The 7,186-nt window shown below is 60.1% G+C and carries 5 protein-coding genes; 3 read left to right on the top strand and 2 right to left on the bottom strand.

The window, feature by feature from the left end; translation table 11 throughout:
- Positions 1-61: 61 nt before the first annotated feature.
- Positions 62-679, bottom strand: coding sequence for a thiamine phosphate synthase (gene thiE / locus ALO64_RS16685; RefSeq protein WP_002555311.1), 618 nt, complete (start codon positions 677-679; stop codon positions 62-64).
- 23 nt (positions 680-702) lie between these two features.
- Complete coding sequence (locus tag ALO64_RS16680; protein WP_010193235.1) at positions 703-1,500, bottom strand: hydroxymethylpyrimidine/phosphomethylpyrimidine kinase; 798 nt, start codon at positions 1,498-1,500, stop codon at positions 703-705.
- Between the two features lie 371 nt (positions 1,501-1,871).
- Here ALO64_RS16680 and ALO64_RS16675 point away from each other — a divergent pair, with 371 nt between their 5' ends.
- The 3 genes from ALO64_RS16675 to amn all read left to right on the top strand — a co-directional run bounded on the left by ALO64_RS16675 (position 1,872) and on the right by amn (position 7,157).
- Positions 1,872-3,866 carry a sensor histidine kinase gene (locus ALO64_RS16675; RefSeq protein WP_044344260.1) on the top strand — a complete coding sequence of 665 codons (1,995 nt, stop codon included), beginning with the start codon at positions 1,872-1,874 and terminating at the stop codon, positions 3,864-3,866.
- A gap of 125 nt (positions 3,867-3,991) precedes the next feature.
- Entirely contained in the window at positions 3,992-5,641 is a 1,650-nt protein-coding gene (locus tag ALO64_RS16670) for an acyl-CoA dehydrogenase family protein (protein WP_044344261.1), read from the top strand.
- Between the two features lie 52 nt (positions 5,642-5,693).
- Positions 5,694-7,157: an AMP nucleosidase gene (gene amn, locus ALO64_RS16665; protein WP_002555307.1), complete on the top strand. Its 1,464-nt coding sequence runs from the start codon at positions 5,694-5,696 to the stop codon at positions 7,155-7,157.
- Positions 7,158-7,186 lie beyond the last annotated feature (29 nt).

Below are 7,186 nucleotides of genomic sequence, written 5' to 3'. Positions count from 1 at the left end.
AGCCATCGCCTTCGCGAGCAATGCGGATCGCCGCCCCGGTCACTCCCACAGCAATTCTGCTTTACAACAACGCCATGAAGGCTTTTGCCCGGCGAGTGACTTCCTGGGCGTTTTCAGCGCCGAACAGGCCGTGTACCACAGCGAGCAAATCTGCTCCATGTTCGACCAGTTGCGGGGCGTTCTCCAGGGTGATGCCGCCGATCACGGCAATCGGCAAGTGAACCCTGGCACGCACCTGAGCAATCAGGTCCAGCGGTACTGCAGGGGCGCCGGGCTTGGTCAGGGAGTTGAAGAACCTGCCAAATGCTACGTACGTCGCGCCATCAGCCTTTGCCTGCTCGGCCAGTTCCAGACTGCCGTGACAGGTGGCACCGACAATCGCCTTGTGCCCCAGCAGGGCACGCGCATCCGGCAACGAGCCGTCGGTCTGGCCCAAATGCACACCGACGCCCAGACGCGCCGCCAGTTCGGCGTCGTCGTTGATGATCAGCCGCGTCTTGTAGCGTTCGCAGAGTTTGAGCAGCTCGGTCGCTTCGCGCAGACGGCGGGACTCGTCACTGGTCTTGTCGCGGTATTGCAGCAGCGTCACGCCGCCATCCAGCGCAGCTTCGACGTACGAGAGAAATTTGCCGGACAGCAACTGGCTGTCGGTAATGGCATACAGGCCACGTAGTTTCATGAATCGAGCCTCATGGCGATGTGTTACGAGCAAAAATCCAGCGGCAGCCGACGAGGCACAAATTGCCCGCGGCCCAGCTGTTCGGCGTCCCTGAGCGTTCGCCAGGTGTAGTCCAGCGCCGATCTTACCGCGCTGACCAGTTCTTCTCCCTGGGCAATACGCCCGGCCAGTGCGCTGGCCAGTGTGCAGCCTGAACCGTGGTAGCTGCCGGGCAGGCGTTCGCAAATGAAAGTGTGGGTCTGGCCGCCACGCACATAAAGACGATTATGGATTTGCTGTTCGTCACCATGACCGCCAGTGATTAACAGGTATTCACAAAACAGCAGTAGCTTGTCGGCGCACTCGTCCGCAGTACCCTCAGGCAGCTCGGCAAGAATGCGTGCTTCCGGAAGATTTGGTGTGGCGATGGTCGACAAGGGCAGCAGCCGTTCGCGCATGGCGTAGCCGACTTCATCCTTGCCCAGCCGTCCGCCGCCGCCAGCACGCAGCACCGGGTCGCAGACCATTGGCAAATGCGGGTGAGCAAGGAGCAGGTCGACGACCGTGTCGACCATCTCCAGCGAACCGAGCATGCCCAGCTTGACGGCGGCTACGTTCGAATCGTTGAGGACGGCATTGGCCTGTGCCATGACCCATTCGCGATCGAGCACGCGAAAATCACTGACATCTACAGTGTCTTGCACGGTGAGCGCAGTAATCGCCGGAGCGGCGTGACAGCCCTGGGCGAGCAGGGCTTCTATATCGGCCTGCATACCGGCACCGCCACTAGGGTCGTGGCCGGAGAGGCAAAGGACAACGGGGCGGGAGCTATAGATATTCATGGTGCGCGAGCTTATCACTAAACCTTTCGCGGGCCGCTCGGGGTGCCAGGTTTTTCTTGCTGGTGATGGTCCGTCGGCGACTGTCGCAGATTCGACAAACCTGCAAAAAATACTCATGTTTGGCCTGAAATAGCCGATGTAGAGCTATTGCCTTGATTTTTATCGCGATACTGTCTTTACGCTATTAGCGGCTATGCTTGTGTGGTCAGACCGATTACCGACGGTTTGCATCGTTTTTTATACCGATGCCAGCCAGGTCATCCCAACGTTCAATGGTCTGTTTGAATCATTAGCCTGTTTCAAGGACAGAAAATTGCGGGACGTCGTAATCAATGGATGGATTGAACGCGACGACCTACCTTGGGGCTTCAATGCGCTATCTGTTGATCATTCTGGCTCTTTGGCTGCCGTTGCAGAGTCATGCAGTCGAGTTTGATGAAAACACTCGTTTTCTGCCGTTGGGTCGTGCCATTCAGGTATTCGAAGACCCGACCGGCGATGCGACCATTGAAAGCGTCAGCGCCGCCGCTCACGCCGGTGCCTTTCGGTCCGTGCCTGCCGGGACCTTCAACGCCGGGTATTCGCGTTCCGCCTTCTGGCTGAAAGTCGAGCTGACCTATCGCCCGATAGAAGCCAGCATCCATAACGACTGGTTGCTGGAACTGGCCTATCCGCCAATGGACCACGTTGATTTCTATGTCCCGGATGCCGACGGGAATCCCGGGCGGGTCTGGCAGACCGGCGACATGTTGCCGTTCTCCAGCCGTCAGTTCGCTCAGAACAACTACCTTTTCCAGCTGGACCTGCCAGCGGGTCAGACGCGAACCCTGTATATGCGCATACGCAGCGAAGGGTCGGTTCAGGCTCCGCTCAATCTCTGGTCTACTCACGCCTACCTCGAGGCGCAGCCCACCAAGGTTTACGTCTTCGGGCTGATCTACGGCGTGCTGCTGGGCATGCTGGTCTACAACCTGTTCATCTACCTCAGCGTCCGTGAGGTGGATTACCTGTACTACCTGCTGTACGTCGCCTCGTTCGGGCTTTACCAGATGTCGATCAACGGCGTCGCAATTGAATACCTGTGGCCCGACAGCCCCTGGTGGGCAAATGCGTCGACGCCCTTTCTGATGGCGCTGGCCACGCTGTTCGCGTGCCAGTTTTCGCGCAGTTTTCTGGGCACCGCACAGTTGGCGCGCTGGCTGGACCGCTTGCTGCTGATAGTCATCGGCGCTGCTGTGCTGGTGATGGGCATGGCCTTGTTCCTGGGTTACGGGCCAGCCCTGCGCGGGGCCACTCAACTGGTCATGACAGGGGCCGTGACGATCTACCTGGCGGGCATTGTCGCCATCATGAAAGGCGAGCGGGTAGGGCGCTATTTTGTGCTGGCCTGGTCTGTCTTCATGGTCAGCGGGTTGATCTTCGGGCTGATGCTGCTGGGCTATTTGCCCAACACCTTCCTGACCATGTACGCCTCGCACATCGGCACGGTGCTGGAAATGGCATTCCTTTCCATGGCGCTTGCCGACCGTATCAACCATGCCCGGTGCCAGCAGGCGCGAACGCTGCTGGCGGCAGGTCAGGATCTGGAGCGTCTCAACCAGCAACTGGCCAACAGCAACCGGCTGAAAGATGAGTTCCTTGCCACGCTTACCCATGAGCTGCGCACGCCGATGAACGGCGTGATCGGCTCGCTGGAAGTGATGCAGACACTCGATATGGATGACGAGCTGGAGATGTATCAGCAAACGGCTGCCAGTTCCGCGCGGGACATGATGAGCATGATCAACGGCATTCTGACCCTCACCGAACTTCAGGCCGGAGTGCTGTATGCCGACTGCAATGCCTTTTCGCCCGAAGACCTCACCGACAGGCTACGCAATCGCTTCCTGGGCACGGCTCAGTCCAAGGGGCTGATTTTGACGCTCGATCTGGACGATAAGCTGCCGCCTTACCTGCGTGGCGACATCGACAAGCTCTACCAGTGCATCGAGTGCCTGGTGGACAACGCGATCAAATTCACCCGTAAGGGCGCGGTGCAAGTGCGCTTCAGCGGGCACCCGCAGGATCTGGAGCGCATGTACCTGCGGGTTGAAGTGATGGACAGCGGCATCGGTTTCAGCCGACTGGACGAAGCCCAACTGTATCAACACTTCTTTCAGGTCGACGGCTCCATGACCCGCGAATACGGCGGGCTGGGCATCGGTCTGGCGATTTGCCGGAAACTGGTCGAGTTGCAGGGTGGCGAGCTGAGTCATCGTTCCGAGCCAGGCAAGGGCAGTTGCTTTACCTTGAATGTCCCGATGCTGATGGTTGTACCGGGCGCAGTGCGCAGAGCCCCAGAACTCAAGGCTCAGTGGGGTATATAAAGCGTCATTTGATACGCGCATCAGGTAAAAGCGCCGAGATTTCGGCGGCTACGGCACTTTTGCAAGTGTCGGGCGCGTGATTCACTGTCTGCATGTTGCGCGTGCACACAGGCAGGAGATGACTCATGAACCTGAATCAATTCGCCGAAACCCACGAAGTCACCAATCAACCGCCACCGCTGGACGGGGCGAACCTCTACCGTATCGACGTGCCGCTTCAGGAGTGGAGCAGCCGCTTCGGTGCGGGCTGGGCGCAACCGCGTATCGACGCTTACGGTGCGCTGGCAGGCGGCCCGCTGATGGAGGCGGGCTTTCTGGCCAATCAGAACAAGCCTGCATTCGCCAGCCATGACCGTTACGGGCACCGCATCGATCTGATCGAATTTCACCCGGCGTATCATCAGTTGATGAGCACGGCCATCGAGCATGGCATCCCGTCGTTGCCATGGACCGATCCGCAACCCGGTGCTCATGTGGCGCGCGCTGCCATGAGCTATCTGCATACGCAGGCAGAACCGGGCAGCGGCTGCCCGCTGACCATGACGTTCGCCAGTGTTCCTGCGCTCAGGCTGCAACCGGATCTGGCTGAAATATGGCTGCCCAAGGTGCTGTCGACTGAGTACGACCCACGTAACGTGGGCATTGCGCACAAGCGTGGCGCAACCATCGGCATGGCCATGACCGAAAAACAGGGCGGCACCGACGTGCGCGCCAACACCACGCGCGCGTTCCCGGTAGGCGCAGGTGGCCCTGGCCAGGCTTATGAGCTGGTCGGACACAAGTGGTTCTGCTCGGCACCGATGTGCGACGCGTTTCTGACCCTGGCGCAGACCGATAAGGGCCTCAGCTGTTTTCTGCTGCCGCGCCACCGACCGGACGACACCCGCAACGAGTTCTATATCCAGCGCCTGAAAAACAAGCTCGGCAACTGGTCCAACGCATCGAGCGAAGTCGAGTTTCGCGGCGCGTTGGCGTGGATGATCGGTGATGAAGGGCGCGGCGTACCGACCATCATTGAAATGGTCGCCATGACCCGTTTCGACTGCATGATTGGCTCCAGTGCCTTGATGCGTCAGGCGCTGACGCAGGCCGCGCATCATTGCGCGCATCGTGCGGTCAGCGGCCGGCTGCTGGCCGAGCAACCGTTGATGCAGAACGTTATGGCGGACCTGGCGCTGGAAAGCGAGGCTGCGCTGGCCCTGACCCTGCGCATGGGCCGTGCGCTGGACCATCTCGATGATGATCACGAAAAACGCTTTGTCCGTCTGGTCACGGCAGTGGGTAAATACTGGATCTGCAAGCGGGCTCCGGCCATGATCAACGAAGCCGCCGAATGCCTGGGCGGTGCCGGTTATGTTGAGGAAAGCATTCTGCCCCGGCTTTACCGCGAAGCCCCGGTCAACTCCACGTGGGAAGGCTCGGGCAATGTGCAATGCCTGGATGTGCTGCGAACCCTGTCCAAAGAACCAGGCGCGCTGGATGCGCTGTTCGACGAACTGGGCGACGGGCACGGCGATCGGCATCTGGCGGCGCATATAGCTGCATTGAAAGGTGCGTTTCAGGACACGAGCGATATTCAGTACCGCGCCCGCCAACTGACCGAGAACATTGCCGTCGCCTTGCAGGGCAAGCTATTGCTGGAAGCGGGCAATGCCGCTGTCAGCGATGGCTTTATCGCGGGGCGAATAGCCTCTGGCGGGCGGGTGTATGGCACATTGCCGCGTGGTGTCGATGTCGAAACATTGCTGCTCAGGTCCTCGCCACAGGTGGCATGAGCACGCGAACCCGTTACGATGCACGTCTGCAAGATCAGACAGGACATGAATCGTGACCCAAGCCTTTGTTGTTGTCGACACCGCCGAGCAGGCCGTAGAGCGGCTCGCCGAGCTGCATGAGCGCGCGACCAGCGCGCTGAGCCAGGCGCTCAAGCGCTATTTGAAAGACCGCGTCGAGCCCACTGCCGAGGAGCGAGCGCAATTCAGCTACCCGGAACTGCGCCTGGTCTACCAATGCAAGGGCGAAGTGCCGGTAACCACTCGTGCCTACGCCAAGGTGCAGTTGCCGGGTACTTACAGCGTTACCGTCACGCAGCCCAAGGCCTTCAAGAAGTACCTGCTCGAACAACTTGTCCCGCTGATGAAAGATTTCACCGTGACGGTTGAAGTCGGCATGAGCGAGCAGAGCATTCCTTATCCTTACGTGGTCGAGCAGGGCGATGAGCTGGCCGGCACTGGTGTTACCGCAGCGGCGCTGGCGCGGGTATTCCCCAGCACCGACCTGTCGGCTGCCACCGATGGTATTGCCGACGGCCTTTATGACTGGGCCAATGTCGACCCGCTGCCATTGGCGCTGTTCGACGCTGCACGGGTGGATTTCTCGTTGCGCCGTCTGGTGCATTACACCGGCAGCGACTGGCGTCATGTGCAGCCGTGGATTCTGCTGACCAACTACCACCGCTATGTCGACCAGTTCATCCTGCACGGGCTGGAAAAACTCCGCGAAGACCCGCGTTTCGTGCGTATGGTTCTACCGGGCAATGTGGTGGTCGACAAGAGCATGAGCCTGGATGAAGCCCAGGCCATCGTCGCCAGCGTGGTCTGGCACCGCTATCAGATGCCGGCCTACCATCTGATCGCCGAAGACGGCCATGGCGTGACACTGGTCAACATCGGCGTCGGCCCGTCCAACGCCAAGAACATCACCGATCACCTGGCAGTCCTGCGTCCGCATTGCTGGCTGATGATTGGTCACTGCGGCGGCCTGCGTCAGTCGCAGACCATCGGCGATTACGTACTGGCCCACGCCTATATGCGTCGCGACGGCATTCTCGACCGCGTGTTGCCGCCGCATATCCCGATTCCGGCGCTCGCCGAAGTGCAACTGGCCTTACAGGAATCGGCGGCGCAGATCACCGGCGAACGCGGCGAAGAGCTCAAGAAGCGCCTGCGCACCGGCACGGTGTTGACCTATGACGACCGTAACTGGGAGCTGCGCTGGGCTCAGGAACGTCCATTGATCAACCTGTCGCGTGCCGTGGCGGTCGACATGGAAAGTGGCACCATCGCCGCTCAGGGTTATCGCCTGCGGGTGCCTTACGGCACGTTGCTGTGCGTATCCGACAAGCCGTTGCACAGTGAAATCAAGCTGCCGGGTTCGGCCAATGCGTTCTACGAACGTGCGGTCAGCCAGCACCTGAAGATCGGTATCGCCGCGCTGGACCTGCTGCGCACCGAGCTGAACTCGCTGCACTCGCGCAAACTGCGCAGCTTCGACGAGCCGCCATTTCGTTAATAGCATTCCGTTAAGGAAGCTCCGAGCAA

Source organism: Pseudomonas meliae, assembly GCF_001400515.1.
GTDB lineage: Bacteria > Pseudomonadota > Gammaproteobacteria > Pseudomonadales > Pseudomonadaceae > Aquipseudomonas > Aquipseudomonas amygdali.
The sequence above is the reverse complement of the archived record's forward strand: the minus strand, read 5'-3'. Positions and strand labels throughout refer to the sequence as shown.